This window comes from Myxococcus hansupus (assembly GCF_000280925.3).
In the GTDB taxonomy this organism is placed as follows: domain Bacteria; phylum Myxococcota; class Myxococcia; order Myxococcales; family Myxococcaceae; genus Myxococcus; species Myxococcus hansupus.
Genome location: NZ_CP012109.1, coordinates 9311548 through 9338004 on the forward strand (window position 1 = coordinate 9311548; position 26457 = coordinate 9338004).

Here is a 26457-nt window from a genome sequence, read left to right on the forward strand (position 1 = left end):
GGGCACCCGCGTGGGGCGGGTGTCGCTCCGGTGGAGGAGGGGCGCCTCGGGGCTGAGCGAGCCGTCGAGGTGGCGGTGGGTCGCCCCCCATGAGGCCTTGAGGTCGGTATTGAAATTGTGTGTCAAAATCAACTTGGCGGACTGATAGCCCCTGGTGGGGCCCGCGCGCAAGGGGACGCACGCAGGCGTCGCGGAAGCGTGGGGTGCGATGGGCCGTACCGCAGGCGCGTCCCCCCTGACACCTGCCGTTCCAGCAGCGAGGCCTCACCGAGGTGGACTGTCAGCCAGTATGCGCTGTAACTGCCGCATGTACGGCCATGTCTTTCCACTTCGTGGAATCGCTCTAGGTTCGGTGGCCGTTTCCAGGGGACGCCATGGCTGAGGTGCTCGTCGTCGATGACAGCAAGGTGATGCGCGACATGGTGGTCGCGTGCCTGCGGCCCTATCCCGGGCTCACCTTCACGCATGCCTCCAGCGGGTTGGAGGCCATCGAGCGGCTGTCGTTGCAGCCCTACGACTTGCTGGTGCTCGACTTGAACATGCCGGACATCGGGGGCATCGAGGTGGTGGAGTTCGTGCGGGGGCAGGACCGGCTGCGCGAGCTGCCCATCATCATCGTCACCACGCGAGGCGACGAGGCGTCGCGGGCCCGGGCCCTGGCGGCGGGTGCCAGCCGCTTCATGACGAAGCCCTTCACGCCGGACGCCATCCTCGCGGAGGCTCGCGGGCTGCTGGAGGGGGGCGCGCTTGAGCGCGTCCGTGGACCTCGCGGATTTCCTGCCCGCCTATCTCGCGGAAGCCGAGGAGTTGCTGGGCACCGGGCACCGTCAGTTGTTGGCGATGGAGGTCAGCATCCGGCGGGGCGTGGCGCACCCGCGGGCCGTGCGTGAGCTCTTCCGCGCGGTGCACACCCTCAAGGGCCTGTCCGCCATGGTGGACGTGGAGCCCATCGTCGACATCGCCCATTGGATGGAGACGTGTCTGCGCAACGCGGACCGCGCCGGGGGCCGGCTGCCCGAGTCCAGCGTGGAGCCGCTCATGGAGGGCCTGCGCGAAATCGAGCAGCGCGTCCGGCAGCTCGCCGCGGGCAAGCAGGCGTCACCGGTGCCGGCGGGGTTGCTCGCGCGGCTGGAGGCGCTGGAGGTCGCGGGCGCGGTGGGCACGGGGGGCGGCGCGAAGGGTGGCGTGGCCACCCTGGCGCTGGAGGAAACGCTGGCCTCCCGGCTCAGCCCGGCCGAGCGGGAGCAGCTCACCCAGGGCGTCACCGGGGCTCGCCGGGCGGTGCGGCTGGACTTCATCCCCGGCGCGGACCGGGCCGCCAGCGGCGTCACCATCAACACCGTGCGCGAGCGCGTGGCGGTGCTGGGGGAGACGGTGAAGGTGCTGCCCCTGTCGGGGCCCGCGGCGGGAGGTGGGTCGCTGACCTTCGTGTTGCTGCTGCTGACGGAGGCCTCGGACGCGGCCCTGCTGGACGCGGCGGGAGGCCCTCCCGCGTCGGTGCGTTCGCTGCGGGTCCCCGCGGCCTCCGCCGAAGTTCCGGTCCCGGTAGCGACGCTGGATGCGCCGGTGGTCGAAGAGGAGGAGCCCGAGGAGTCCCGGCGCAGCGGCGGCCTGCTGCGCGTGGAGGTGACCCGGCTGGACGAGGCGCTGGAGCGGCTGGCGGCGCTCGTCGTCAACCGCTCCCGGTTGTCCCGCGCGGTGGCGGCGCTGACGGCGGCGGGCGCGCCCACGCGCGAGCTCAACGCCATCCTCCAGGAGAACGCGCGCCAGCTCCGCGACATGCGCACCGCCATCCTGCGCCTGCGCATGGTGCGCGTGAGTGAGGTGCTGGAGCGACTGCCGTTGCTGGTGCGGGGCCTGCGCCGCAGCACGGGCAAGTCGGTGCGGCTGGCGCTGGAGGTGGGCGACGCCGAGCTGGACAAGGCCGTGGCGGACCGGTTGTTGCCCGCGCTGGTGCACCTGGTGCGCAACGCGGTGGACCACGCGCTGGAGCTTCCGGAGGCACGCCGCTCCGTGGGAAAGCCCGACGAGGGCGTGGTGCGGGTCGCCACCCACGGCCGCGCGGGCGGGCTGCTGGACCTCACCGTGTCGGACGACGGCCGCGGCGTGGATGCCCAGGCGGTGGCCGCGCGGGCCGGAGTGCCCGTGCCCGCGACGCCCGACGCCTTGTTGGAGCTGCTCTGCCGTCCGGGCTTCTCCACCCGGGACGCCGCCACCGCGACGAGCGGCCGGGGCATGGGCATGGACATCGTCCGGCGCATCATCGTGGAGCAGTTGGGCGGCGAGCTGGCCCTGGAGACGCGCCCCGGCGCGGGCACCACCTTCCGGCTCCGCGTGCCGCTCACGATTACGCTGCTGGACGCGCTCGTCTTCGAATGTGCTGGATTGCGCTACGCCGTGGCGGTGGGCTCCGTGGAGGAGCTCATCGAGGTGGACGCCGCGCGGATGTCGCGGCCCGCGGGGGCCGGCGGCCTGTGTCTGCTGGAGCGGCGCGGCAGCGCGGTGCCCCTGGTGTCGCTGGCGCGGCTGCTCGGCCAGGCCTCGGCCGCGGAGTCCGACGCCATGGGGGCCAAGGCGCTCCTGGTGCGGCAGCGTGGCGAACTCGTGGCCTTTGGGGTCGACCGGTTGGTGGGCCAGCAGGAAGTCGTCCTGCGCCCTTTGGAGGACCCGTTGGTGCGGGTGCCGGGCGTGGTGGGCGCCACGGACCTGGGAGATGGCCAGCCCACGCTGGTGTTGGACCTGGCCGCGCTGGGCCTCGCACGGGGAGGCAAGCCCGCGCGGCGTGAGGCCTCCGCCAAGGCGGAGAGGTACCTGTCATGACGGTGCTTCACGTGGTGTTCAAGGTCGCGGGGGCCGAGTACGTGCTGCCCGCGGCGGACGTGTTGCAGATGGAGTCCTTCACGGGGGCCACGCCCGTGCCCGGTGCCGCGTCGCACGTGGCCGGGCTGGTGCAGGTGCGCGGGCGCGTCATCCCGGTGGTGGATGCCCGCGCGCGTTTCGGGCTGCCCCCGGTGGAGCGCTCGCTCGACTCGCGCGTCGTGGTGGCGCAGTTGGGCCCGCGCGTCGTGGGGCTCCTGGTGGACAGCGCCCGCGAGGTGCTGAAGCTGGACCCCCAGCAGTTGAAACCGCCCCCTTCGCTGGTCGTGGAGGGAGCGCGCGGCTTCGTGAAGGCCGTGGCCCAGGTGGGGCCGCGGCTGGTGATGCTCATCGATTTTCCTCGAGTCATCGGGGAGGAGACGTTGGATGGCGACGGACAGCGGTAACGCAGGGGTGGCGCTGGAGGAGGCGCGGACGCTGGCCGGGGACGTGGTGCGAAGCGTCCAGGAGAGCGTGGGCGAGGTGCAGGCGGTCGAAGGGCTCGCGGCGCGGCTCGCGGGCGGGGCCAACGAGCAGGCCGCCGCGTCCGAACAGGTGCGCGCCGCCATCGAGTCGGTGGCCGTGCACCTGGAGCAGACGGGCCAGTCGGTCCACGAGTTGGTGCGTTCGCAGCGCACGGTGAGCGAATCCGCGAAGGCCCAGACGCAGGAGGCCGAGGCCACCGCGGGCACCTTGCAGGAAGTGACTGCTTCCGTGGCGGGCGTGCGCAAGGACGCCGCGCATCTGGCCGCCTCGTCCGACGCCACGGCGGGGACGCTGGAGGAAGTGACGCGCTCGGTGAAGGGGGTGAGCACCTCCGCCGAGGAGCTGGCCGCGTCCAGCGAAGAGCTGCTGGCCTCGATGACGGAGATGAACGCCACCGTGGCGGACCTGGTCGCGCGCAACCAGTCCAGCGCCGCCGCCACCGAGCAGGTGGCCGCCACCTCCGAGCAGATGGCCAAGGGCATCGTCCGGCTGGCCTCCGACTCGCAAGGCGTGGGTGAGCGGGTGGGGCAGGTGTCGCAGGCGGTGACGGGCCTGGTCCGCGCCCTGGGCGAGGTGACGCGGGACGCGACGTCCATGGCCGCCAGCGTGGAGGAGACGGCCTCCACGGTGGAGGAGCTGGCGCGCAGCGTGCGCGGCGTGGCGGAGAGTGCCCGGACGCTGGAGGCCCACGCGGCTTCCACCGCGTCCACCGTGGAGGAGGTGGCCGCCAGCGTGGAGGAGGTCGCCGCGACGGCGGAGAAGAACGCGGCGACGGTGGAGGCCAACGCGGCCACCATCGAGCAGCTCGCCCGCTCCGCGCAGTCCGTGGCGCGGTCCGCCGAGCAAATCAACACGTTGGCCGCGGGTAGCGCCACCGCTTCGTCGCAGATGGAGTCGTCCACCCGGCGGGTGGCGCAGATGATGGAAGAGGCGCGCACCACCGCCGAGCGCGTGGGCAACTCCGCGCGCGAGGGTGGCGCGACGGTGGCGCGCTCCATCGCGGGCTTCGGCCGCATCCGCACGTCCATTGTCGAGTCGTCCGGGGTGATGAAGGAGATGGGCCGGCGCGCCGAGGAGATTGGCGACATCGTGCAGACCATCAACCTCATCGCGGACCGCACCAACCTGCTGTCCCTCAATGCCAGCATCGAGGCGGCGCGCGCGGGTGAGCACGGCCGGGGCTTCGCGGTGGTGGCGGAGGAGATTCGGGCGCTGGCGGACCGCGCGGCGGCGGCCAGCTCGGACGTGGCGAAAATCGTCCGGGGGCTGCAGACCACCGCGCGCGAGGCGGCCGCCGCCACGGGCGAGGGCGCGCGTGCGGCGGATGAAGGCGCGGCGCTGGCCGCGGACGCGGAGCGCGCCCTGTCCACCATCCTCAAGGGGGTGGAGGACCTGGGGCACAACGTGCGCGAGGTGTCGCGCGCCTCGGGCGAACAGGTGCAGTCCACGCAGGCGCTCGTCCAGGGCACCGCGAAGGTGAGCGAGCAGAGCCGGTCCATCGCCGCGTCCGCCGCGGAGCAGGCGCAGGCGGCCCAGTCCCTGGCCCAGGGTGGCACGGAGATGCGGCGCATGGCGCGGCAGACGACCCAGGCCACGTCGGACCAGGCCCGCGCGCTGCGCGACGCGGTGCGCTCCAACGGTCAGCTCGCGGAGGTGGCGCAGAAGGTCGCGCGGGCCGTGCAGGAGCAGGCGATGGCCGCGGCGGACCTGGCCAAGGGCTCCGCGCAGATGCGCCAGCTCGTCCAGGGCGTGAGCGCGGCGGTGGTGGCGCAGGGCCAGGGCGTGGCGGGCGTGGGGACGCTGGCGCAGGAGGCCTCGGCTTCCACGCAGCGCATCCTGGTGGGGCTGGCTGAACAGGCCACCGCCGCCCAGGAGGTGACGCGGGCCATGGAGGAGACGCGCAAGCAGGTGGCCCAGTCCTCGCGCGGGATGACGGAGCAGGCCCGGGCCCTGAAGCAGAGTGAAACGGCCAGCCGCCAGGTGGCGAAGTTGGCCGCGTCGGTGACCCGTGCGACGGATGAGCAGGTGAAGGCGCTCAGCGGGCTGGTGCGGGGCGCGGACGAGGTGCGGCGCGTGGCGAAGCAGACGTCGCGTGCGCTGGATGAACAGACGGAGGCCCTGAGCTCCCTCGCGGGCTCGGCGGCCCGTCAGGCCACGGGCGTGGGCGTGGTGGCCCGGGCCAGCGCGGAGGCCACGTCGGTGACGGAGGGGCTGGCCAAGGGGCTGGAGGAGATTCGCGTCAAAACCCGCGACATCACCACCGCCACCGCGCAGCAGGCGCGGGGGGCGACCGCCACCGCCGCCGAGGTCCAGGAGGTGGCGGTGCGGCTGGCTCAGCTCACGCGCCTGCAAGGGCTCCAGGCGGAGAGTCTGGCCCGGTTGAATGGCGCGTTGGGTGGAACGAAGGACCTCTCCGAGGCGGGCGCCGCCCAGGGCGCGAAGGAGCAGCGGGCATGACAGCGGCGACTTCGACGGGAGGGCATCCGCTGACGCTGTCGGCGGAGGACCGCTCGCGGGTGGAAGAGGTGGAGCAGCTCGCCCGCAGGGGCACCAGCAGCCTGGCGCTGCTGGTGGGCGCCCTGGACGCGCAGAGCTGGGCGGTGCGGCGCGCCGTGGTGGGCGCCCTGGCGAAGATGGGGACGCCCGCGGTGGCGCCGCTGCGCGACATCCTGGTGCATCGCCGCGACAGCGAGGCCCGGTTGGCCGCCGCCGTGGAAGCGCTGGTGGCCTCCACGGGGGACGTGGAGGGCGCCCTGGAGCCGCTGGGAGACGACGTGAACGCCGCCATCGTCTGTGATGCCGCCCAGGTGCTGGGCCGGCGCCGCAGCCGGCGCTCCGTGCCGCTGCTGGCGCGGCTCACGTTGCACCCGGACGACAACGTCGCGGTGGCGGCCATCGAGGCCCTGGGCCGCGTGGGCGGCGGGGCCGCGGTGGACGCGCTGCTGGCGGCGCTGGGCAGCGGCAACTTCTTCCGCATCTTCCCCGCCATCGACGTGCTGGGCCGGTGCGGGGACCCGGTGGTGGTGCCCGCGCTGCTGGGCCTGCTGTCGGACCCCTTCTACACCTTGGAGGTGGCGCGCGCGCTGGGCCGCACGGGTCAGGAGGCCGCGGTGCCCGCGCTGGTGGGGCTGCTGCGCAAGGGCAATGACGCGCTGGTGCGCGCGGCGGCGGTGGCGCTGGTGGACATCCACGAGGCGCAGGTGCAGCGCTTTGGCGGCTCTCGCACCGTGCAGTCCGCGGTGCGGGGCCCCGAGTCGGCCGTGCTGGGGCGGCGCTTGTCCCAGGGCGTGCCGGGCGCGGACACGGCGGAGAAGACGGCCCTCTCGCGCCTGCTCGGGTGGGCGGGCGGACAGGACGCCGCGTCCGGGCTGTTGAAGCTGCTGGACGGGCCGGACCCGTCGGTGGCGCGCGCCGCGGCGGGCGCGCTGGCGGAGCTGGGCGCGGACGCGGACGCGCAGATTCTCCAGGCGCTGCGCGAGGGTGACAGCGCCCGGCGCCGCGTGCTGCTGCCCTTGGTGGGGCGCCGGGCGGCGGCGGTGCCGGATGTCATGTCGTGCCTGGAGGACCGGGACGCGTCGGTGCGCGCGCTGGCGGCGGACACGCTGTCCCGCATTGGCAGTCCGGCCGCGGTGCCGGCCCTCTTCGAGAGGCTGGTGGACGAGGACCTGCGCGTGGTGCAGGCCGCGGTGGGCGCCATCCAGTCCCTGGGCAGCGACACCACGGAGAAGCTGGCGTTGCAGGCGGCCCGTTCGCCGGACGCGCGCCTGCGCCGCGCGGCGCTGCGCATCATCTCCTACTTCGGTTACGCCAAGGGGCTGGACGTGTTGCTCCAGGCGATGAGGGACCCGGACGAGCGCCTGCGCGACGCGGCCATCTACGGCCTGCCTTTCATCGAGGACCCGCGCGCGGTGGACGCGCTGCTGTCGGCGGCTGCCCACGAGTCCGAGCGCACGCGCGCGGCGGCCATGCGCGCCCTGGGACAGACGGAGAAGGAGGCGCGCATCACCTCCACGCTGCTGCGGGGCCTCAACGACCGCGACCCCTGGGTGCGCTACTACGCGTGCCAGGCGCTGGGGAAGCTGAACGAGGAGGCCGCCGCGGACGCCATCGTCGCGCTGGCGGACGACGCCGCGGGCCAGGTGCGCGTGGCGGTGGTGGACGCGCTGGCGCACATGCACACGGAGAGCGCGATGTCGGCGCTCCAGCGCGCGGCCTCCAGCGCGGACGCCGACGTGCGGCGCGCCGCCCTGTTGGGCCTGGGCGTGGGCCGGCGTCCGGACGCGCTGCCGGTGCTGCTGTCGGCGGCGAAGTCGGAGGACGCGGCCACCCGGCTCGTCGCGCTGTCGGCGGTGGCGGAGTACGACGCGCCAGAGACGCTGCCCGCGTTGTTGCACGCCGCGGGGGACGGGGATGACAGCGTGCGCAGCGCCGCGGTGGGCTTCCTCGCCACGCGCCCTGGCGTGCCGGCCACGCAGGCGCTGGTGTCGCTGCTGGGCGACATGACGCTGCGAGAGCGGGTGGTGAGCGCGCTGGCCCTGCCGCTGGAAGGCCGGCTGCCGGGGCTGCTCGCCGCGCTGGAGGCGGCGGATGAAGTCACCGCGCCGTTGCTGGTGGCGGCGCTGGCCCGAATGCGCCGGGCGGACGCGCGCGCCGCGCTGCTGCAGTTGCTGGCATCGGCCAGCCCCGCGGGGCGCCGCGCCGCCGTGCCCGCGGTGGCCGCGTTGGGGACGGTGGAGGCCCGGGAAGCGTTGGAGCGTGCCTCGGCTCAGGACGAGGACCCCGAGGTCCGGCGGGCTTGCCGGCTGGTGCTGAGCCGCTGACACCTCGTCATGTTCTCACTGCCCATGTCTCCCCAGGTGTTCGCCATCCTGGCCGCGCTCATCGAGCAGCGCTCGGGATTGCATTACGCCCCCGAGGACCGGGAGTTGCTCGCCGACAGAGTCGTTCCCCGAGCGTTGGACGCGGGCTTCGACTCGCTGCTCGACTACTACTACTTCCTCCGTTACGACCCGGCGGGGCTGGAGGCCCTCGACGCGCTGGTGGATTCGCTGCTGGTGCACGAGACGTACTTCTTCCGGGAGTCGCAGCCCCTGCGGGTCCTGGCCGAGGACGTGCTGGCCCCCGCCGTCCGCGCGGGCCTCAGGCCCCGGGTGTGGTGCGCGGCCTGCTCCACCGGCGAGGAGCCGCTCACGCTGGCGATGATGCTCGCGGAGCTGGGCGTGCTGGACGGGGTCACGCTGGTGGCCAGCGACTTGAGCGCCCGCGCGTTGGAGCGGGCCCGGGCCGGTGAGCACAACCTGCGCTCCCTGCGCGCGTTGCCCGCGGGTGTGGAGGGCCGGTGGTTGGAGCTGCGCGGTGATGGGCGCCCCCACGTGCGCCCGGAGCTGGTGGACGCGGTGGACTGGCGCCGCGTGAACCTGGTGGACGAGGCGGCGGTGGCCCAACTGGGCGTCTTCGACGCCATCCTCTGCCGCAACGTCCTCATCTACTTCCAGGATGCCACCGCGCTGCGGGTGGTGGAGTCCCTCGCGCGCGCGCTCGTTCCAGGGGGCAGCCTGTTGGTGGGCACCTCCGAGTCGCTGATGCGCTTCGGCACCGCGCTCTCCTGCGAGGAGCGGCGCGGCACCTTCTTCTACACCAAGGCTGATTCATGACTGCGGAGTCTCCCATTCGCGTGCTGGTGGTGGATGACTCCGCCTTCGCCCGCAAGGTGCTGCGTCAGGTGCTCTCCAACGCGGAGGGCGTGGAGGTGGTGGGCGTCGCGCGCGACGGCCTGGACGCGCTGGAGAAGGTGGCCGAGCTGTCGCCGGACGTCCTCACGCTGGACCTGGTGATGCCGGGCCTGGACGGGCTGGGCGTGCTGCGCGCGCTCACGCCCGGCGCGTCCTCGCCCCGCGTGGTGGTGGTGAGCAGCGCGGGGGAGGAGAGTGAGCTGGCGGTGGCCGCGCTCCAGGCGGGGGCTGTCGAACTGGTGCACAAGCCCACGGCGCTGGCCACGGAGCGGCTCTACGAACTGGGAAGCGAGCTGGTGGCGAAGGTCCGCACGGCCGCGCGCGCCGTGGCCCGCGCGGCGCCGGAGCCGCTCCCTGCCGCCTCCTCGCCGGCGTCTCCCGTGGCGCGTCCGGCGGCGAAGCGGCTGGTGGTGGTGGGCACGTCCACCGGAGGGCCGCAGGCACTCACGCGGCTGTTGTCGGAGCTGCCCGTGGATTTCCCCTCACCCATGGCGCTCGCGCTGCACATCCCCACGGGCTACACGGAGGCGGTGGCGAAGCGCCTGGACGCGCACTGCGCGCTGGAGGTGCTGGAGGCGGTGGATGGGCTGGAGCTGCGGCCCGGCCGCGTGGTGCTGGCGCGCTCCGGGCAGCACCTCAAGCTGGAACGTCACGGGACGTTGACGCTCGCGCGCTTGGACCGGCAGCCCCTGCGCACGGCGCACCACCCCAGCGTGGACGTCCTCTTCGAGAGCGCCGCGCAGAGTTGGGGCGCGGACGTCGTGGGCCTGGTGCTCACCGGTATGGGAGATGACGGCGTCGTGGGCGCGCGGGCCATCCGGGACGCAGGAGGCACCGTGCTCACGGAGAGCGAAGCCTCCTGCGTGGTGTACGGCATGCCTCGCGCCGTGAATGAGGCGGGGCTCGCCACCGCCAGCGCGCCGCTGGAGGGCATGCTGGCGCTGATGCAAAAGCATGTCCGCTGAATTCGCGTCCCATGTGCAGTGTGTGCGTCCGGACGCCCGGCGTGTTGGCTGGCGGCCCACCGGCCTCGCCCCCGGTATCAGAGGGGATGGATGGTGGTGGGGAGCTGAGTAGGTCAGGATGACCGCCATGCTCCGATACGCCGCTGACCGCCGGACGATGGTGTGGTGTCTGGCCATGCCCGTGGTGGCCTTGTCGATGTACGTGGTCCCCGCGTGGATTCCCGTCCTCTGTCCCGTGGCGTGCTACCTGGCGCTGTCGGCGGGCGTCATCGCGCACAACCACAACCACTGCCCCACCTTTCGGAGTCGGAAGCTGAACGAGGCGATGGGCATGTGGCTGTCGCTCTTCTACGGATACCCGACCTTCGTCTGGATTCCGACGCACAACCTCAACCATCACAAGTTCGTGAACAAGGCGGGCGACGCCACCATCACCTGGCGCTACTCGAGGAAGCACAACTTCCTGGTGGCCTTCCTCTTCCCCTTCGTCTCCACGTACTGGCAGCAGGAGCCGACGAAGGCGTTCATCGACAAGGCGCGTGAGCGCAACCGCGCGCTGTACCGCCAGATTCTCACCCAGTACGCCGTCTGGGGCGGCACGCACGCGGCGCTGCTGGGCCTGGCCATGGTGCTGCACGGCGTGGGCGGCGGCGCGCGCATCTGGGCGTTCGCCTTCCTGGTCCCCGCGCTCTTCTCGCTGTGGACCATCATGTTCTTCAACTACATCCAGCACGTCCACACGGACCCCTGGAGCGAGCACGACCACAGCCGCAGCTTCACCGGGCGCCTCATCAACTTCTTCCTCTTCAACAATGGCCTCCACGCCGTGCACCACGAGACGCCCGGCCTGCACTGGAGCCTGCTGCCCGCCGCCCACGCCAAAATCGAGGCCACCATCGACCCGGCCCTCAAGCCGGTGAGCTTCTTCGGCTGGTGCTTCCGCTCGTACGTGGTGGCGCCCTTCCTGCCCCGCTTCGGCACGGCGCAGGTGGGCCGCGCGCCCTACGAGCCGCCCGCGGGCGTGGAGCTGGACGTGCGCTTCGGGGACGACCTGCAAGCCGTTGACTCGGGCGTCAACGTCGCCCGCGTCTGACGGCGCTCCGTGGGGCCGAGGACACCTGGCTGCGGCTCCAGTCGGTGCCGTGTGTCCTTTATTTCCCATCTGTCCGCTGAATCTGGCTCGGGGTGATTTCCGACCAGTGGCCGTTTCTCATACTTCGAAGTCCCGGGAAGAAGCGGGACGGGCGTGCCGGGGGGGATGAAGGGCCATCAGGGAGGCATCACATGATGAGCGCTCCACGACACGTGCGTCCGTCGCCAGCTCCCGCGGAGTCCCTGCCTCGCGTGCTGTGCGTGGGCGCCACGCGTGAGTCCTGGCTGGCGCTGTCCCGGGCGTTGCGGCCCCTGCGCTGCGAGGCCTCGCAGGTGCCCTCCCTGGAAGCCGCGTTCCTGGAGGTGCGGCACGCGCGGCCATCCCTGGTGCTGGTGCACTGGCGCGAGCTGGTGGCGGGCGCGGGGCTGGGCCTGCGCGCGCTGAAGCCGCGGCTGGGCGTGGATGGGCCGCCCGTGTTGCTGGTGGCGGAGCCGGAGACGCCGGCGGACGCGCTCGAGGCGGGGGACGCAGAGGGCGTCGAGGACTGTCTCCAGATGCCGCTGCGCACCCACGAGCTGCGCGCGCGGCTGGCGGCGCTGGAGGGCCCGCCACCGTGGGCGCGGACCGGCCGCGACGCGCCACGGCTGTTGTTGCTGGCGGGCGCGTGCGGGCCGCTGGCCTGGGGCGGCCTGGGCGCGCTGCTGGAGGCCTGCGGCCACCGCATCCTCTATGGCACCACCGTGGGCGGCGGCGCGGCGCGGGTGGTGGAGCAGGGCGAGCGGCCCGACCTGGTGCTGCTGTCGCGCGAGCAGTCCCTGGGCACGCTGCGGGGCCTGTCCTTCCTGCGCGCGCAGCCGCTGCTGGATGGCGTGCCGTCGCTCACGGTGGACCTGGAGGCGCCGGTGCGTCCCGCGACGCTGCTGCCCCGCATCCACGCGATGCTGGGACGGGAGGCGGCGTCCCTGCGCGTGGAGGAGCGGGTGCGCTTCTGCTGCCCGGTGGCCTTCGCGGAGGTGGGGCCGCGGGGCACGGAGTGGCGCTCCGGCATGTCCAGCGCCTTGAGTCCCGGGGGGCTCTTCATCCGCACGCTGGTGCCCGTGAAGGCGGGGACGGCGGTGGGGCTGCACATCCTGCTGCCCACGCTGGGCGAGCGACTGGAGACGCACGGCGTGGTGGCCTGGGCCCACCCGTTCGCGCCGCGTCAGGGCGTGTCCCATCCCTACGGCATGGGCGTGCGCTTCCTGGGCATGGGCCCGCCCAGGCTCATGCGGTTGCGTCAGCTCTGTCAGGCGGAGGCGCGGCCATGAGCATGCGAGCGCCCTCGCGGCGCAAGAAGGTCCTGCTGGTGGACGACTCGGACACCGTGCTGCTGTTGCAGCGGATGTTGCTGGCGGAGCTGGGTTACGACGCCGTCATCGCGCATGACGGCCTGGAGGCGCTGGTGCGCGCGGAGCAGGAGCGGCCGGACCTGGTGTTCCTGGACGTGTTGATGCCGCACATGGACGGACTGGAGACGTGCCGGAGGCTGCGCGGACGCGAGCCGACGCGGCGCACGCCCATCATCCTGTGCAGCGCCCGCACCGAGGCGCGCAGCGTGCGCGCGTGCTTCAACAGCGGCTGCACCGACTTCGTGGCCAAGCCCTTCGACGGCGCCGCGCTGGTGGCGCTGCTGCGGCGCTACCTGGATTAGGCGCTCGGGCTGCCCGGGGGCGGCACGGGCGGCTTGGCGGGCATGGAGCGGCGGGGCAGCGTCACGGTGAAGGTGGTGCCTTCCGTTTCGTCCGAGCGGACCTCGATGGTGCCGCCGTGCGCCTGGACGATTTCCCGGACGATGAAGAGCCCCAGGCCGTAGCTCATCTTCAGCGTGCGGGAGCTCTGGGGGCCGCTGCGGAAGGGCTCGAAGAGGTGGGGCAGCAGGTGGTCCGGGATGGGGCGGCCGGCGTTGTGGACCTCCAGCACCACCCGCGTGCGATGCCCGCGCGCCGTGAGCTTCACCGGCGTCTCCGGCGGGCTGTACTTGAGCGCGTTCTCCACCAGGTTGGACGTCACCTGGGCCAGCCGGTCCGGGTCCCAGACGCCCTGGGTGTTGCCCTTGTGGTCCACCTCGACGGTGCGCTGGGGGAAGGCCACGCCGAACTCGTGGGCCACCTTGCACGCCAGGTCCTTCAGGTCCACGGGCCGGGGCTCAATCGCCACGCCGCCCATCAGCCGCGTGCGGGTGAAGTCCAGCAGCAGGCGGGTGAGCCGCTCGATGCGGACCGCCGCGGTGGCGATGCGCTGGCTGGTGCGCTGGGCGTCTTCTTCCGAGCCGCCCGCGGCCAGCACGCGCGACCAGTTCATGATGGCGCCCAGCGGGCTGCGGATGTCATGGGTGATGATGCCCATGAGTTGCTCCTGGAACTCGGAGTGGCGGCGGGCCTCCTCCTCCGCCCACTTGCGCTGGGTGATGTCGCGGCTGATGCCGAACAGGCCAAACACCTTGCCCTCGACGTCGCGCAGCACGCCCTTGGTGGACAGCCACACGCGCGGGCCCTCCACGGCCGGCTGCGAGTCCTCGTAGGTGACGGTGCGGCCGAAGGCGAACACCTCGCGGTCGTTCGCGGCGTTGGTTCGGGCGACCGCCGGGTCGAACAGCTCGTGGTCCGTGTGCCCCACCACGTCCTCGGCGCGGTAGCCCAGCGCCTTCGCGCCCGCCGGGTTCATCATGGTGAAGCGGCCGTCCAGGTCCTTCGTGTAGACGGCGTCCGTCGTCCCGTCGAGGATGGCGCGGAACACCTCGCCGTTGCGCCGCAGGGACTCGCGGGCCTTGCGCTCCTCGGTGATGTCCCGGCAGTGCACCAGCAGCCCGCCCTCCACCGGGCGCACGCGCACGTCGAAGCACGTCTCCTGTTCCGGCCAGACGTGCTCGTAGTGGACCGACGGCTGCTCGGAGATGGGTCGGTCGAACTTCAGGTAGCGCCCCAGCTCCAGCAGCTCCGGGCACACGCGGCGCACGTCGTCCTGGCGCCGCGCGGTGTCGCCCAGCAGCCGGGCCATGTGCGGATTCACGTAGGCCAGGCACCACCGCGCGTCGAGGAGGCAGAAGGCATCCGGTAGCCCCTCCAGCAACGTCTGGAGCAGCTCGGGGGAGAGTGTCTCGGCGGCAGGCTCTGCCAGAGGACGCTGACGCTTCTTGGCGGGGGTGGGGGGCATGCCTCTTCGATTTCAGCGGTGGGGATGGAACCATACCCCGCTCTCCGCCTCATGCGATGCCAGGCAGGCGTCGGCGCACTGTGTGTCGCACCCACCGCCACCAGGGGAGGCGGCCTCCTGCCCCACGGATGCACCTTGGACAGATGAATGTGACCCGGGTGAATGCAACCCTGGGTGAAACAAGGATTTCGGGAGGGAGCCTGGGGCGTGCGGGGGCGGCGGGCGTCACGAGGCGCCGTCGGACTGCTCGGCCTCGTCCTTCTCGAAGAGGCTCTCCAGCTCCTTGCGGGCTTTGTCGGCCATCTCCACCAGCTTCTTTTCGTCTCGGTGGAACCGGGCCGTTTCACGCAGCAGGCGCTCGTCGTGCTCGCGCAGGCGCTCGTGGGCGCGGCGGCTCTCCGAATACGTGAGGCCCAGCTCCTGGAGCACCTCGGTGCCCATCTCCAGGCTGTCGAGGAACGTCTCGCGCATCACCCGGTCGATGCCCATGTCCAGGAGTTGGTAGGCGTGCACGCGGTTGCGCGCGCGGGCGAAGAGGATGAGGTGCGGGAAGTGCTCCTTCACGGCGCGGGCGGTGCGCAGCGACGCCTCGATGTCGTCGATGGCGAGCACGAAGACGCGGGCCTTCTCCGCGCGCGCGGCGCGCAGCAGGTCCAGGCGCGAGGCGTCGCCATAGAAGACCTGGCTGCCAAAGCGCTTCATGAAGTCAATCTGCTCCGGGCTCGCGTCAATGGCGGTGAAGCCGATGCGCTTGGCGCGCAGCAGGCGGCCGACAATCTGACCCACGCGGCCGAAGCCGGCGATGATGACGGGGTTGTCCTCGGTGGGGGCCACGTCGTACGCGCGCTTCGCGGACGCGGGCTGCAGGCGCGGGCGCACCCAGCGCTCGTGCAGGGCATACAGCAGCGGCGTGGTGGCCATGGACAGTCCCACCACCACCACGAGCAGCTCCGACAGCGAGCGCTCCATGACGTGCTGGCCGGCGGCGAGCGAGAAGAGGACGAAGGCGAACTCTCCGCCCTGGGAGATGACGACGGCCAGATCCAACGCGGGCTGGCGCTGCTTCAGCACCACGCGGCCCAGGCCGTAGAGCACCGCGCCCTTGAGCGCCACCAGCCCCAGCACCAGGGCCAGCACCCGCAGCGGCTCCTGGAGGATGAGGCTCAGGTTCACCGACATGCCCACGGTGACGAAGAACAGGCCCATGAGCAGGCCCTTGAAGGGCTCCAGGTCGGCCTCCAGCTCGTGGCGGTATTCGGAGTCCGCCAGCAGCACGCCAGCGAGGAAGGCGCCCAGCGCCATGGACAGGCCCACGGCGTTGACGAGCGACGCGGTGCCCACCACCAGCAGCAGCGCGGTGGCGGTGAACAGCTCCTGGCTGTGGGTGGCGGCCACGGCGCGGAACACCGGGCGCACCAGGTAGCGGCCCGCCAGCACCACCGCCGCCAGCACGCCCACGTCCTTGAGCAGCAGCCACCACACCGGCTCGGCCGAGGGCGTGGCGCCGTCGCCCAGCAGCGGCATCAGCGCGAGCAGCGGCACCACCGCCAGGTCCTGGAAGAGGAGGATGCCGAAGGCCACCTGGCCATACGCGGTGGTGAGCTGGTTGCGCTCGGCCAGGAGCTGGAGCGCGAAGGCGGTGGAGGACAGGGACAGGCCGAAGCCGGTGACGAGGGCCGCGCCGCGCGGAAGCCCGAGGAGCAGGCCCACGCCCGCGAGCAGCAGTCCGGTGAGCAACACCTGCGCGCCGCCCAGGCCGAAGACGGAGCGGCGCAGCGCCCACAGCCGGCGGGGCTCCAGCTCCAGTCCAATGACGAACAGCAGCAGCACCACGCCCAGCTCGGCCACGTGGAAGATGTGCTCCACGTCACCAATGAGCCTCAGCCCCCAGGGGCCAATGGCCGCGCCCGCCGCGAGGTAGCCCAGCACGGAGCCCAGGCCGAGCTTCCTCGAGAGAGGGACCGCCACCACCGCCGCCGCGAGGAAGACGAGCGCCTGCTGCAGGAAGGACATGCGGCTTCCTCGCACGGCCCTTCGCGTGGCGGCAATGCGGCGGGAGTCAGGCGTCCGTGGCGCCGCGCGCGAGCGGCGGGTGGGCCAGCGGCGTCACGGAGGCGGAGGGCAGGGTGAAGGTGAAGATGCTGCCGACACCCAACGTGCTCTCCGCCCGGATGCCGCCGCCGTGGGCTTCCACCAGGCCCTTGGCGATGGCCAACCCCAGGCCGGTGCCCCGGCTGGCCGCGTCCCGGGCCTGCCAGTAGCGGTCGAAGATGTGGGGCAGCGCGTCCGGGGCGATGCCGGAGCCGGTGTCCCGCACGTGGATGGACACCTCGCCGCCGCGGGCCCGCGCGCTCAGGGCCAGGTGGCCCCCCACGGCGGTGAACTTCACCGCGTTGCCCAGCAGGTTGCCCAGCACCTGGAGCACCCGCACCCGGTCACAGCGCACGCGCACGTCGACGGAGGGCAGGTCCACGGACAGGTGCAGGCCCTTGGCCTCCGCCAGCGGACGGATGGCGTCCAGGGCCTCGGTGAGGAGCGCCATCAGGCTGTGCTCGCCCCACTCCAGCGGCAGTCCGCCCGCCTCCAGGCGCCCCCAGTCGAGCAGGTCGGAGATGAGCCGCGACATGCGCTCGGTGGCGTCCTGGATGCGGGTGGCCTGCTTGGCCACGCTCTCACCGCCGGGCTTCGCGCCCGCGCCGCGCAGCAGCAGCGCCGCGCCGAGCTGCACCACGCCCAGCGGGTTCTTCAAGTCGTGCGACACCACCGCCAGCAGGTCCTCGCGGGCCCGCGCCGCGCGGCGGGATTCGCCCACCAGCCGCGCGTTGTCGATGGCGAGGCTGGCCCGCAGGCACAGGTCCTCGGCCAGGGCCAGGTCATCCGGGCCGTAGCGCCGGCCCGAGCCGGACGACACGAAGGTGACGGCGCCCAGCGTGTGTCCGCGCGCGCGCAGCGGGACAATCATGTACGAGCGCGCCTGGAGCAGCCGCAGCAGCGCGGGGTGCGCCGGTTCGGCGGCGGCGGCGCGCAAGAGCGAGTCCGTCACCGCGGGCACCAGCTCCGGCTCGCCGGTGCGCAGCACGCGCAAGAGGCCCACGGGAGCGTCCTCACGCAGCTCGATGCGCGTGGGCAGGGCGCCCGCGCGCTCCTGCTGCGTCGGGTCCAGGCAGGCCGCCGCCACCCGCGTCACCCAGGGACCCTGCTCCAGCGCGTCCACCAGGCACCAGTCCGCCAGGTCCGGCACCGCCAGGTGCGCCAGCAGCGTGTACATGCCCTGCGGGTCCGGCGGGTGGGTGAACAGCGTCGTCATCGCCTGGTAGAGGAAGGAGCGGCGGCGCTCGGCCTGCTCCACCTCCGCCCTCGCGGCGAGCTCCAGCTCCATGGCGCGGGAGAACACCGCCTCCGCGTCGGTGAGCGGCCGCGCCGTCACCAGCACGCACCCGGGACCGTCGTCCTCGGCGGGCAGCGACTGGAGCACCAGCGCGTGGCGCCGAGGGCCCGTCTCCGTGTCCCAGGGGGCCTCCAGGTCACAAGCATGGCCCGTGGCCATCACCCGGGCGCGGGCCGTCTCCAAGCGGGCCAGCTCTTCCGGCGCGAAGCCGAGCTCGCCCCAGTGTCTGCCCACGAGCGCTTCGACGGACCGTCCTGCGGCCCGTGCGCCCGCCTGGCTGCATGCGAGGACACGACCACTTCCATCCAGGACGTAGGACGGGTCGGGAAGGACGGCGAAGGCTGCGGCGAAGGACGTGGAGAGTCGAGCTGCCATGGGGGGACTGGCTGAAGAGAGGACCCCATCATGACACCGCCCGGCCGCTGGACCATCCCAGCGGCGCTCGATTCCGGCGGATGTTTTAAAATCCAATATTCTGGAGGGTGTAACTCAGACTCCTCCGTTTCCCCGGAACGCCGCGGAGAGCCGGGCGGCCAGGTCCGGGAGGGCGACGACCTCGTGCGCCAGGTTGGCGCCCACCACCACGCCGGGCATGCCGTAGACGACGGAGGACTGCTCGTCCTGGGCCAGGATGCGGCCTCCCGCGCCGTGCAGCTCGCGCACGCCTTCGAGTCCATCCTGGCCCATGCCGGTGAGGATGACGGCCAGGGAGGCGGGGCCGTAGGCGCGCGCGACCGAGCGGAACATCCACGTCGCGGACGGCCGGAAGCCATTCACCGGCGCGGCGCGGGACACCTCGGCCCGGCCCTCGCCCCGCACGCCGAGGTGGCGATCATCCGGGGCCAGGTACACGTGCCCAGGGAGCAGGGGCTCTCCATCCTCCGCGACCTTCACTCGCAGCGGACCGGCGGTTTGCAGCCAGTGGGCCAGGCCCTGGCTGAAGCCAATGGCGATGTGCTGCACCACCAGCAGGGGCACGGGGATGCTGGCGGGCAGCTCGGACAGCAGTCGGAAGAGGGCGGCCGGGCCCCCCGTGGAGGCGGCCAGCGCCACCACCCCGGGGGCGGTGGGTGTCACGGGCGGCCTGGCGCTGGCGGGGATGGGCACGGGCATGGCGGAGCGGTCCGGCCAGCGGCGCACCACCTTCACCTCGGCCATGGCCTTGAGGGTGTCGCGCAGGCGGCGGCTGTCCGCGTCGAAGTCCGGCGACTCCGGGCCCAGCGGCTTCTGGAGCACGGCGAGCGCGCCGGCGCGGAGCGCGGCCATGGACGTCTGGATGTCACGCTCCACCAGGGTGGACACCACCACCACCGGCGTGGGCACCTCCGTCATGATGCGACGGGTGGCCTCCAGGCCGTCCATGCGCGGCATCTGGATGTCCATGGTCACCAGGCTGGGCCGCAGGCGCTGGGCCATCTCCACGGCTTCCACGCCGTCCTTGGCCTCGCCCACCACCGTCAAGGCGGGGTCGGCGCGGAGGATTTCCACCAGCAGGCGTCGGGCGGTGGGCGAGTCCTCGGCCACCAGGATGCGCAACGGGTCGTTCTTCATAGCAGTCGTCTCAGCGTCTCCAGCAGGCTCGTCGGGTCGAACGCGCTCTTCACCAGATAGGCACTGGCACCGGCCTGGAGCCCGCGCGCCTTGTCCTCCGCCTTGCCTCGGGCGGTGACGAGTACCACCGGCAGCCGGGAGAAGCGCGGCGAGGCGCGCACGGCCTCGGTGAGCGCGAAACCATCCATGCGCGGCATCTCCACGTCCAGCACGAGCGCGTCCGCGCCGCCCGCCTGGAGCCGCTCCCAGGCGTCCGCGCCGTCCACGCAGGTCACCACCTCGTAGCCCGCGCTCTCCAGGATGCTCTGCTCCAGCGCGCGCGTGGTGGGCGAGTCATCCGCCAGCACCACCCGCCGCCGCGTCCGCTGCGCCGCGGGCGCGGGGAACAGCGACGTGGCCGGGCGGCCTCCCGCCGCGCGCACCAGGGACACGGGGTTGAGCAGCAGCGACAGCCGCCCGTCCGGAAGCACCGCCGCCGCCGACACGTGCCGCGCGCGGCGCACGCGGTGGCCCAGCGAGCGCACCAATGCCTCCTGCTCGGCCAGCACCTCGTCCACCACCACCACGGCGCGCGCCGTGCCCGAGGCCAGCACCACCGCGCCACGCCGCGTGCGCGGCGGACCCGGCGGCAGGCCCAGCACCTCCGCCAGCGAGGCCAGCGGCACCAGCGCGTCACCAGAGGCCCACGCCGGGCGGCCCTCCACGTCCCGCACCTCGCCGGGGGACAGGCGCACCAGCCGCGCCACGCTCTCGCTGGCCAGCGCCAGAATCTGCCCGCCCGCGGACACCAGCAGCACCCGCAGCGTGCTCAGCGTCAGGGGCACGTCCAGGACGAAGCAGGTGCCTCGGCCGGGCAGCGTCGTCACCTCCACACTGCCTCGCAGTCCCTCCACGTGCATGCGCACCACGTCCAGGCCCACGCCCCGGCCCGCCACCTGGGTGACCGTCACGGCGGTGGACAGCCCGGGCAGGAACACCAGCCGCGCGGCCTCCTCGTCGTCCTCGGGCACCTTCAGGCCCCGGGCGCGCGCCCGCTCTCGCAGTGCGGCGAGGTCCAGGCCGCGCCCGTCGTCGTCCACCGTCACCTCCACGCGGCTGCCCTTGAGCCGCGCGGACAGGGTGAGGCGGCCCTCGGGCGGCTTGCCCTGGCGCTCGCGCTCCTCGGGGGATTCCAGGCCGTGCGCCACCGCGTTGCGCACCAGGTGCAACAGCGGCTCGCGCAGGCCCTGGAGCAGGGAGCGGTCCAGCTCCAGCGCGCCGCCGTGAATCTCCAGCCGCACCTGCCGGTCCAGGCTGCGCGCCACGTCGCGCGCGGCGCGCTCCAGGCCCTCGCAGCCCTCCTCGAAGGACAGGGTGCGCGCGCGGCGGACCTCGTCATCCAGGCCCGTGGCCACGCCGCCCAGCGTGCGGCGGTCCGCGGCCAGGTCCAGCGTCACCCGCGCCAGCTCCGTCTCCGCGCGCAGCAGCGCCTGTTCACCGGGCGTGCCGAGCACCGCCTCTCGCGCCTGCGCCAGCGCCTCGCGCACCGAGTCCAGCGCCTCGGCGCGGCCGTCCAATCGCAGCGTGGCCACGCGCAGCTCGCCGCTGCGCGCCAGCAGGGCGTCCAGCTTCTGCGCGGAGACGCGGACGGGCAGGGCCTCCGCGCCGGTGGGCGCGGCGGGTTGTGACTCCTGGAGCGCGGCGGAGGCCGGAGGCGCGGCGGGCCACGCGCCGGTGGGCTCGGTGGCCGGCAGCGCGTCGAAGGTCGGCGCGGAAGGGGGCGGCGTGGCGGACTCCACCTCGGGCGGTGGGGGCCGGGGATGTGCGACCGCCGGGCGAGCGGCGGCGCGCTCCAACTGGGGCAGCAGGGCCTCCAGGGGCGAGCCCGCCAGGTCCTGGCGCGCGGCCAGGCGGCGGCCCGCGTCGTCCAACGCGTCCACGGTGGTGAAGCACAGCTCGAAGACCTCGGCGGTGCCCGCGCCCGCGTCGCGCACGAGCTCCAGCACCTCTTCCATGCGGTGGCAGGCCGTCTCCACCAGGGTGGCGCTGGCCGCGCGCGCCGCGCCCTTCACGCTGTGCAGCGTGCGCAGCAGGGACGCCACCAGCTCCGCCATGCGCGCGGGGGCGGTTTCACGCTCCAGGGCCAGCAGCTCGCGGTTGAGCGAGACGATGTGCCCCTCGAGCTCCTCGAGGAACGTGGCGAGCAGCGCTTGGGCCAACCGGTCGCGGTCCATCAGCGTCCGTACTCTCCGAGCAACCCCTTGAGCTTCTGGCCCATGCCGTTGAGGTCCTGCATGGCGCGCTCGGTCTGCCGCGACGAGATGAGGGCCTGCTGCGTGGCCTGGTTCACGTCATGCATCGCCTGGCGAATCTGGCCAATGCCGGTGGCCTGCTGATTCGCGGAGGCGGCGATCTGCGCCGCCGTCAGCGAGGCCTGGGCCAGCAGGTCCGACAGCGTCTGGATGTTGGAGCCCGCCTCGGACACCACGCGGGTGGCGGCGGCCACGCTCTTGGTGCCTTCCTCGGTGGTCATCACCGCGCCGTGAGTGGCCTTCTGAATCTGTCCCAGAATCTGCCGCACCTGGCCGGTGGCCTTCTTGGACTGGTCGGCCAGCGCCTTCACCTCGGAGGCCACCACCGCGAAGCCCCGGCCGTGCTCACCGGCGCGGCTCGCCTCGATGGAGGCATTGAGGGCCAGCATGTGCGTCTGCTCGGAGATGTCGTTGACGGTGGTGATGATGTCGCCAATGGCCTGGGCCTGCTCGGCCAGGGCGAGGATGCGCGAGGCGATGGACTCCACCTGCTCGCGCACCGAGCCCATGGCGCCCACGGCCTCTTCCACGGCGCGGCGGCCGCTGCGGCCCACCTCCTCGGCGTGGCGCGCGGAGTCGCTCACGGCGCGGGCGCGGCCGGCGGCCTCCTCGGACGTCTTGGTGATTTCCTCGATGGTGCTCACCGTCTCCGTCACCGCGCTGCCCTGCTCCTGGGCGCCGGCGACCTGCTCGGTGGTGCTGGAGAGGATTTCCGAGCTGGCGCCAGCGAGCTGGTTGACGAACTCGGCCACGGTGCGGAGCGTGTGCTCGCGCTGCTCGGATTCCTTCTCGAGCTGGTCCTCGTTCTGCTGGCGCTTCTCCGCCATGTCGTTGAAGGCGCGCGCCAGCTCCGTCGTCTCGTCGCTGCCCTTCACGGGGATGCGGTGCTCCAGCTTGCCGCGGCCGAGCTGCTGTGCCCCCTCCATGAGCGCGCGCAGCGGCTCGGTGATGCCGCGGGTGATGATGTAGCTGCCCGCGCCGACGATGAGCAGTCCCAGCGCGGTGCCGATGCCCAGCACCCAGAGGATGCGCTGGGCCATCTCCCGGGCGGCGGTCGCGTGTTCGTCCCAGCGCTCCTGCTCCGCCACCAGCATCTCGTCGATGACCTGCCGGAGCTGGAGCATGACCTCCCGGCCCTGGCCGGTCTGGATGAACTTCGCGCCGGCCTCCAGGCCCTGGTCGCGGCGCAGGCGGATGCCTTCGTCCAGCCGGTTCAGCCGCTGGGTGACGATGGGCTCCAGCCGGTTCAGGCGCGAGCGCTGGTTGGGGTGGTCCGCCATGGCGTCGCGCAGCCGCTGCATGTCGCTCTGGAGCGCCGCCACGGCTTCGCGGTAGGGCACCAGGTAGGACTCGTCCCCGGTGAGGATGAAGCCGCGCTGGCCGGACTCGGCGTCCATCAGCAGCGCGCGCACCTCGCGGATGATGCGGAAGTTCTCGTGGGCCTTCAGCAGGCCGGACGTGCTCGTGGTGAGCTGGTTGGCGCCCTGGAAGGACACGCCCGCCACGAGCAGCAACATCAACAACGACAGTCCGAATCCGAATGCGATGCGGTTCCCGATGCTCATACTGCTCCTTCGTCGGACAAATCGAACATGAGGCGACTGTCACTCAGCAGCGCGTCGCCTTCCAAGACCAGCGTGCCGTCCCTGTCGGCCGCGGACACGAGGCTCCCGGCCACGTCGTCCAGGGTGCTGGGCGGCTCCAGCAGTGTATTGCCCGCGAGCACGGTGACCTCCTCCACTTCCTCGGTGCGCAGGCCCAGCTCGGCGCGGTGCGTCCCCACGACGAGCAGGGGCCCCGGGGTGTCGGAGGGCGCGCGCCCGAAGAGCGGCGCCAGCTCCACCACCGGCAGCACCTCGCCGTGCATCAGCGTGAGACCGCGCAGCGCGGGCGGGGCGCCGGGCAGGGTCACCAGCTCCGGGGCGCGCACCACCTCGAGCACGAAGCGGGACTCCAGGGCGTAGCGCTGGCCCGCGGCCTTGAAGCGGACCACCTCGCGCAGGGTGCCGGGGTCGACCTCGGGCTTGGGCTCGCGGGCGAGCGCACGGGCGCGGGCATCCAGCAGCGCCGAGGCCTCCTCGGGCGTCAGGGTGCCTTGCTCTTTCTCCAGCTCGGCCAGCTTCGCCAGCCGCGCGCGGGTCGTCGCCCAGTCGATTTCGCCGGAACCCGGCATCAGCTCAGCTCCTCACCGGCAGCCAGGGCTGCCTCCATGCGTGACCGCTCACCGCGCGCCACTTCCGCCAGCCTGCTCGCGCTTTCTCCGTCCGCGTGAGGCACGGGCGCGTCCGAGGGCAGCGCGTTGCAGAGTTGCTCCGCCTCGCGCCACGCCTTCACGGCGCCGGCCGTGTCGCCATGCCTGCGTAGCACGCGCCCGAGGATGAGCCACGCAACGATGAGTGTGGGCTCCAGGTACAGGGCCTGCCGGACGGCGCGTTCGGCGTCCGCGAGGCGGCCTTGGCCGAGGAGCAGCAGGGACTCCAGGTAGCGCAGGCCCGCGACCAGCGGGTGGCGGGCGGCCGCCTCGGTGCTGGCGTAGATGGCCGCCGAGGCGTCCAGGTTCGCCAGGGCGCGGACCGCCAGGGCGGCGGTGTCCGCGTCCGCGTCCAGGGCGCCCAGGTGCTGGGCCGCTTCGCGCCAGTTGCCTCGGGCCAGGGCCTGCCGCGCGGCCTGCACCGCCGTGGCGCTGGGGGCTCGGGGTTGTTTGTCGGAGGGGAGCGGGCCTGTCCCCGGCGTGGAGCGGGGGCTGCCTGGAGGGAGGGCGCCGTGCCCCGGCGCGGGCGAGGCGCCGACGAGGTTCGAGGCGCTCAGGCCCGTCGCGAAGCCGGGGCCTCCCGGGTGCGAGGCGCGTTGCCCCGGAGTGGGCGAGGAGCCAATGCCACCGATGTTCGAAGCGCTTGGGCCCGCCGCGGAGCCGAAGCCGCCCGAGGTCGGGGCACCGTGGCTCGCGCCTGTCGCGGAGCCGAAGCCGCCCGAGGGATTCACGCCCGGACCCGTTGCCGGACCGCGCCCGAACCCAGGGCTTGGGGCTGAGGCACCCGGTGCGTACCGGGCGGTGGGCTGTGCCGCATCCGCGCGACCGCCGGCCCCCCAGGAGGGCGCGGTCGTGGCAGCGGTCTCGTGTGGGCCGGGCAGTCCCGTGGAGGACGGGCTCCAGGGCGTGGCGGCTCCCGTCGGCTCGGCCCACGCGGAGGGGACGGCGGAGGGGAAGGGCACGGACAGCGAGACGCCGTGCAGCGGCCGGCGGTACAGCACGCCCCACTCGGTGAGGACGCTCTCCAGCGGCGCGAGCCCGCCGAGCGGCGGATCCGACGGACCGGTGAAGAGATAGCCCCCTTCGTCCAGCGCGTCGTGGAGGCGGCGGGCGACGGCCTCGATGGTGGGGCGGTTGAAGTAGATGAGGACGTTGCGGCAGAAGATGACGTCCAGCTTCCAGATGCCGCTCTCCGGCGAGGGCCACGTGTCGAGCGCCAGGTTCAGGTAGCTGAAGCGCACCTGCTTCTGCACCTCGGGCGACAGCAGGTAGCGGCGGCCCTCGGCGCGCAGGTGGATGCGCATGCGGTCCGCCCAGCCGCCGCGCAGGGACCAGTCGCCGTACTGGGCCTTCCGGGCCCGGGCGAGCGCCCCACGAGACACGTCGGTGGCGTACACCGCCATGTGCTGTTCCCAGCCCTCGGTCATGAGCAGCGCGGCGATGGAGTAGGGCTCCTCGCCCGACGAGCACGCGGCGCTCCAGAGGCGCGCGGTGTGGCCTGGCCCGTGGCGCTCGCGCAGGTCGGGCAGCACGACGCCGCGCAGGTGCTCGAAGTGCTCGGGCGTGCGGAAGAAGTATGTCTCGCCGACGGTGAGCTCGATGAGCAGGTCATCCAGCGCGGCGGGGTCGTCCACCAGCCGAAGGCGGTAGGCATCGAAATCCTTCACGCCCGCGCGCGACATGGCGCGGGCGATGCCTTCCTCGGCGGAGGCCGGGCAGCTCGGTGGGACGAGCCCGGCTCGTTCCTCCACCAACGCGAGCACCTCTGCATATCCCGGGTGGCTCCAGGGGCCCCAGTTCACGCGGTCTCCGGCTCCATCGGCGCGGTCATCGCCGCGTCCAGCGCCAGGGACTCGGCCTCGGACAGGAAGGTGCGCAGGTCATGGACCAGGACGAGCCCGTCCTTCAGTTTCACGGCGCCCGCCACGTAGCCCACGCCGGGCAGCTCGCGAGGGGTGGGGTCCCATTCATCCGGGGTGAGGACGCGCAGTCCCTCGGCCCGGTCCACGCGCAGCACGACGTTCCGGTTCCCCGCGGAGGCCACGATGAAGTGGTCCATGGGGGACAGCGACCGGGGGGGATGGCGGAAGCGCAGGCGCAGGTCGAGCACCGGCAGCAGCTCGCCCCGCAGGTCCAGCAGGCCCTCCACCACGGCGGGCGCACGAGGCAGGGGCGTCAGGCGCGCGGCGCGCACCAGTTCGCGCACGTCCGGTGCGGGCAGTCCGTAGCGCTGGCCGTTCAAGGTGAACAGCAGCACCTCCGTGGGCGCGGGGCTCATATCCTGGGACATAGACGTGGACGTGGCCACTGTCGAACACTGATGTCGGCCGACGGTCCGGGTGTCCACCAGTCTTCACAGGGGACAGGCGGGCAAGCAGATGCTCCGGGTGAAACATGACAGGTCGCACCACGTGCCCCGGGGCGACGCGTGCGGGATGAACGGTCGTTCACCGTCATTCCGGGGCGCCGGTTGCCCCGCCCGTCCCCGAGTTCGAGGCCCAAGTGTCGCGGGCCTGGGAGTCGCGCCGTGCCTCCTTGCTGGCTGGGCGTGCTGGCATCCTTGAACAACGGCCGTCGCTGCACCCAGCGCCTTCACTTGTGCGCGCGGACGCGCACGGTCGAGCACTGCAGGAACCCCGAATTCAGGTCCGC

Annotated in this window: 19 protein-coding genes; 10 read left to right on the forward strand and 9 right to left on the reverse strand. The window is 72.9% G+C overall.

Annotation, left to right across the window (positions count from 1 at the left end; translation table 11 throughout):
- Positions 1-374: 374 nt before the first annotated feature.
- From A176_RS36785 to A176_RS36830, 10 genes are all read left to right on the forward strand, one after another.
- Positions 375-890 carry a response regulator gene (locus tag A176_RS36785; protein WP_275472528.1) on the forward strand — a complete coding sequence of 172 codons (516 nt, stop codon included), beginning with the start codon at positions 375-377 and terminating at the stop codon, positions 888-890.
- Positions 778-2820 (forward strand): chemotaxis protein CheA, encoded by a 2043-nt coding sequence (locus A176_RS36790; protein ID WP_275472542.1) that lies wholly within the window; start codon positions 778-780, stop codon positions 2818-2820. The genes A176_RS36785 and A176_RS36790 overlap by 113 nt, the downstream gene beginning before the upstream one ends.
- Entirely contained in the window at positions 2817-3263 is a 447-nt protein-coding gene (locus A176_RS36795; protein ID WP_002633701.1) for a chemotaxis protein CheW, read from the forward strand. Before A176_RS36790 ends, A176_RS36795 begins: the two co-directional genes overlap by 4 nt.
- Positions 3244-5799 (forward strand): methyl-accepting chemotaxis protein, encoded by a 2556-nt coding sequence (locus A176_RS36800; RefSeq protein WP_002633700.1) that lies wholly within the window; start codon positions 3244-3246, stop codon positions 5797-5799. The genes A176_RS36795 and A176_RS36800 overlap by 20 nt, the downstream gene beginning before the upstream one ends.
- A complete protein-coding gene (locus tag A176_RS36805; protein WP_002633699.1) occupies positions 5796-8162 on the forward strand; it encodes a HEAT repeat domain-containing protein in 2367 nt (788 codons plus the stop codon). Before A176_RS36800 ends, A176_RS36805 begins: the two co-directional genes overlap by 4 nt.
- A 9-nt stretch (positions 8163-8171) precedes the next feature.
- Positions 8172-8996, forward strand: a complete 825-nt coding sequence (locus A176_RS36810; RefSeq protein WP_002633698.1) for a CheR family methyltransferase — start codon at positions 8172-8174, stop codon at positions 8994-8996.
- Positions 8993-10039, forward strand: a complete 1047-nt coding sequence (gene cheB / locus A176_RS36815; protein WP_044889906.1) for a chemotaxis-specific protein-glutamate methyltransferase CheB — start codon at positions 8993-8995, stop codon at positions 10037-10039. The genes A176_RS36810 and cheB (A176_RS36815) overlap by 4 nt, the downstream gene beginning before the upstream one ends.
- Positions 10040-10157: 118 nt before the next feature.
- The gene (locus tag A176_RS36820; RefSeq protein ID WP_044889905.1) at positions 10158-11132 is read left to right on the forward strand and encodes a fatty acid desaturase; all 975 of its coding nucleotides are present in this window, start codon (positions 10158-10160) and stop codon (positions 11130-11132) included.
- A 191-nt stretch (positions 11133-11323) separates the two neighbouring features.
- The gene (locus A176_RS36825) at positions 11324-12439 is read left to right on the forward strand and encodes a PilZ domain-containing protein (protein WP_002633694.1); all 1116 of its coding nucleotides are present in this window, start codon (positions 11324-11326) and stop codon (positions 12437-12439) included.
- Positions 12436-12822, forward strand: coding sequence for a response regulator (locus tag A176_RS36830; protein WP_002633692.1), 387 nt, complete (start codon positions 12436-12438; stop codon positions 12820-12822). The genes A176_RS36825 and A176_RS36830 overlap by 4 nt, the downstream gene beginning before the upstream one ends.
- On the opposite strand, the gene A176_RS36835 is transcribed toward A176_RS36830, so the two are convergent.
- The 9 genes from A176_RS36835 to A176_RS36875 form a co-directional block, all read right to left on the reverse strand.
- Positions 12819-14324: a PAS domain-containing sensor histidine kinase gene (locus A176_RS36835; protein WP_002633690.1), complete on the reverse strand. Its 1506-nt coding sequence runs from the start codon at positions 14322-14324 to the stop codon at positions 12819-12821. The genes A176_RS36830 and A176_RS36835 overlap by 4 nt on opposite strands.
- Before the next feature lie 225 nt (positions 14325-14549).
- On the reverse strand, positions 14550-16337 hold the full coding sequence (locus A176_RS36840; RefSeq protein ID WP_002633688.1) for a monovalent cation:proton antiporter-2 (CPA2) family protein: 1788 nt from the start codon (positions 16335-16337) through the stop codon (positions 14550-14552).
- A gap of 46 nt (positions 16338-16383) precedes the next feature.
- Positions 16384-18087 (reverse strand): ATP-binding protein, encoded by a 1704-nt coding sequence (locus A176_RS36845; RefSeq protein ID WP_044889904.1) that lies wholly within the window; start codon positions 18085-18087, stop codon positions 16384-16386.
- A 114-nt stretch (positions 18088-18201) separates the two neighbouring features.
- Entirely contained in the window at positions 18202-19263 is a 1062-nt protein-coding gene (gene cheB, locus A176_RS36850) for a chemotaxis-specific protein-glutamate methyltransferase CheB (protein ID WP_002633682.1), read from the reverse strand.
- Positions 19260-21476 (reverse strand): hybrid sensor histidine kinase/response regulator, encoded by a 2217-nt coding sequence (locus A176_RS36855; protein WP_002633681.1) that lies wholly within the window; start codon positions 21474-21476, stop codon positions 19260-19262. Before A176_RS36855 ends, cheB (A176_RS36850) begins: the two co-directional genes overlap by 4 nt.
- On the reverse strand, positions 21476-23119 hold the full coding sequence (locus A176_RS36860; protein WP_002633679.1) for a methyl-accepting chemotaxis protein: 1644 nt from the start codon (positions 23117-23119) through the stop codon (positions 21476-21478). The genes A176_RS36855 and A176_RS36860 overlap by 1 nt, the downstream gene beginning before the upstream one ends.
- The gene (locus tag A176_RS36865) at positions 23116-23727 is read right to left on the reverse strand and encodes a chemotaxis protein CheW (RefSeq protein WP_002633677.1); all 612 of its coding nucleotides are present in this window, start codon (positions 23725-23727) and stop codon (positions 23116-23118) included. Before A176_RS36865 ends, A176_RS36860 begins: the two co-directional genes overlap by 4 nt.
- Positions 23727-25607: a CheR family methyltransferase gene (locus tag A176_RS36870; RefSeq protein WP_002633675.1), complete on the reverse strand. Its 1881-nt coding sequence runs from the start codon at positions 25605-25607 to the stop codon at positions 23727-23729. The genes A176_RS36865 and A176_RS36870 overlap by 1 nt, the downstream gene beginning before the upstream one ends.
- Positions 25604-26083 carry a chemotaxis protein CheW gene (locus A176_RS36875; protein WP_002633673.1) on the reverse strand — a complete coding sequence of 160 codons (480 nt, stop codon included), beginning with the start codon at positions 26081-26083 and terminating at the stop codon, positions 25604-25606. Before A176_RS36875 ends, A176_RS36870 begins: the two co-directional genes overlap by 4 nt.
- Positions 26084-26457 lie beyond the last annotated feature (374 nt).

Coding starts and splice junctions, on each gene's coding strand:
- A176_RS36795 (WP_002633701.1), top strand. CDS start 2,817: ATGACGGTGCTTCACGTGGTGTTCAAGGTCGCGGGGGCCGAGTACGTG.
- A176_RS36820 (WP_044889905.1), top strand. CDS start 10,158: ATGACCGCCATGCTCCGATACGCCGCTGACCGCCGGACGATGGTGTGG.
- cheB (WP_002633682.1), bottom strand. CDS start 19,263: ATGAAGAACGACCCGTTGCGCATCCTGGTGGCCGAGGACTCGCCCACC.
- cheB (WP_044889906.1), top strand. CDS start 8,993: ATGACTGCGGAGTCTCCCATTCGCGTGCTGGTGGTGGATGACTCCGCC.
- A176_RS36840 (WP_002633688.1), bottom strand. CDS start 16,337: ATGTCCTTCCTGCAGCAGGCGCTCGTCTTCCTCGCGGCGGCGGTGGTG.
- A176_RS36825 (WP_002633694.1), top strand. CDS start 11,324: ATGATGAGCGCTCCACGACACGTGCGTCCGTCGCCAGCTCCCGCGGAG.
- A176_RS36785 (WP_275472528.1), top strand. CDS start 375: ATGGCTGAGGTGCTCGTCGTCGATGACAGCAAGGTGATGCGCGACATG.
- A176_RS36830 (WP_002633692.1), top strand. CDS start 12,436: ATGAGCATGCGAGCGCCCTCGCGGCGCAAGAAGGTCCTGCTGGTGGAC.
- A176_RS36835 (WP_002633690.1), bottom strand. CDS start 14,324: ATGCCCCCCACCCCCGCCAAGAAGCGTCAGCGTCCTCTGGCAGAGCCT.
- A176_RS36805 (WP_002633699.1), top strand. CDS start 5,796: ATGACAGCGGCGACTTCGACGGGAGGGCATCCGCTGACGCTGTCGGCG.
- A176_RS36800 (WP_002633700.1), top strand. CDS start 3,244: ATGGCGACGGACAGCGGTAACGCAGGGGTGGCGCTGGAGGAGGCGCGG.
- A176_RS36875 (WP_002633673.1), bottom strand. CDS start 26,083: ATGAGCCCCGCGCCCACGGAGGTGCTGCTGTTCACCTTGAACGGCCAG.
- A176_RS36855 (WP_002633681.1), bottom strand. CDS start 21,476: ATGGACCGCGACCGGTTGGCCCAAGCGCTGCTCGCCACGTTCCTCGAG.
- A176_RS36810 (WP_002633698.1), top strand. CDS start 8,172: ATGTTCTCACTGCCCATGTCTCCCCAGGTGTTCGCCATCCTGGCCGCG.
- A176_RS36860 (WP_002633679.1), bottom strand. CDS start 23,119: ATGAGCATCGGGAACCGCATCGCATTCGGATTCGGACTGTCGTTGTTG.
- A176_RS36845 (WP_044889904.1), bottom strand. CDS start 18,087: ATGGCAGCTCGACTCTCCACGTCCTTCGCCGCAGCCTTCGCCGTCCTT.
- A176_RS36865 (WP_002633677.1), bottom strand. CDS start 23,727: ATGCCGGGTTCCGGCGAAATCGACTGGGCGACGACCCGCGCGCGGCTG.